This is a genomic window from Streptomyces sp. P5F9 (assembly GCF_057961495.1).
The window spans coordinates 1-801 of the sequence record NZ_JBXVPZ010001004.1; the positions used below are offsets into that span (position 1 = coordinate 1).

At 69.3% G+C, this 801-nt stretch carries 1 protein-coding gene; it reads left to right on the plus strand.

What is annotated here, in order from left to right; genetic code table 11:
- Positions 1–273 precede the first annotated feature (273 nt).
- A complete protein-coding gene (locus tag AC31A1_RS52095) occupies positions 274–708 on the plus strand; it encodes a hypothetical protein (protein WP_489660025.1) in 435 nt (144 codons plus the stop codon).
- The last annotated feature ends 93 nt before the right edge of the window (positions 709–801 follow it).

Consider the following 801-nt stretch of genomic DNA (forward strand, 5'->3'; position numbering starts at 1 on the left):
CGACAGCGGCCCCCGAACCGTCCCCGCCCGACGAGCAGCCCGCGCAAGCCAAGGTCAGCAGGCTGATGAGCCCGACGGCCGACTTCACAGAACGCCTCATGCGCATGTACCCGCTCCCGTGCCCGGAGCCGGAGCGAAGAGGCTCGCTCCGGGGCACCATAAATGGCACACCAGCCTGTGACGTCCGGACAGTGAGCCCACAGCCCAGGTATATGAGAGAGCAACACCACGGGCCGACGTAGCTCATCGTGAATGATCGATTACGGTAGGTGCGTGATCGGACTGTGGGTCAGGGCGGCGGGCCATGCCAGGCGTTCGGGCCGCCTCGGTCTGCTGCTGGGTCTCGTCGTACTGGTCGCCGCCCATCTCGCGGGCGTCCTGCACGGGAGCTCTTTCACCGGTGAGCAGCTGAGTGTCGTCTCGGCCCGCTGTCTCGCCCCGGAAGCGCACGACGGCCGTGGGCATGACGTGCGCGCTCCGTTCCCCGGGCCCGAGCACACGGCCCACGGTCACATCGACCATGCCGTGGACCGGCCACGTACCGCCCTCCACGACTCGCTCGCCAGCCCCGATCTCGAAGTTCCGTCGATGCTGCCCTGGATGGCGGACACAGCCGTCGCGCGAACTGCCTGGGCCCGCCCGCCCGATACACCGGCCCCTCACGACGGCCGCTCAATTCTCAGCCTGAACTGCGTTTCACGGCAGTAGGTGTCCCTGCACGCCCCCGGCCCGGCCTCGCAATGGCCCGAGCTCGGGGCGTGCTCGCGCGCCCACCACCCCCTGCACCGCACTCCGCCATGA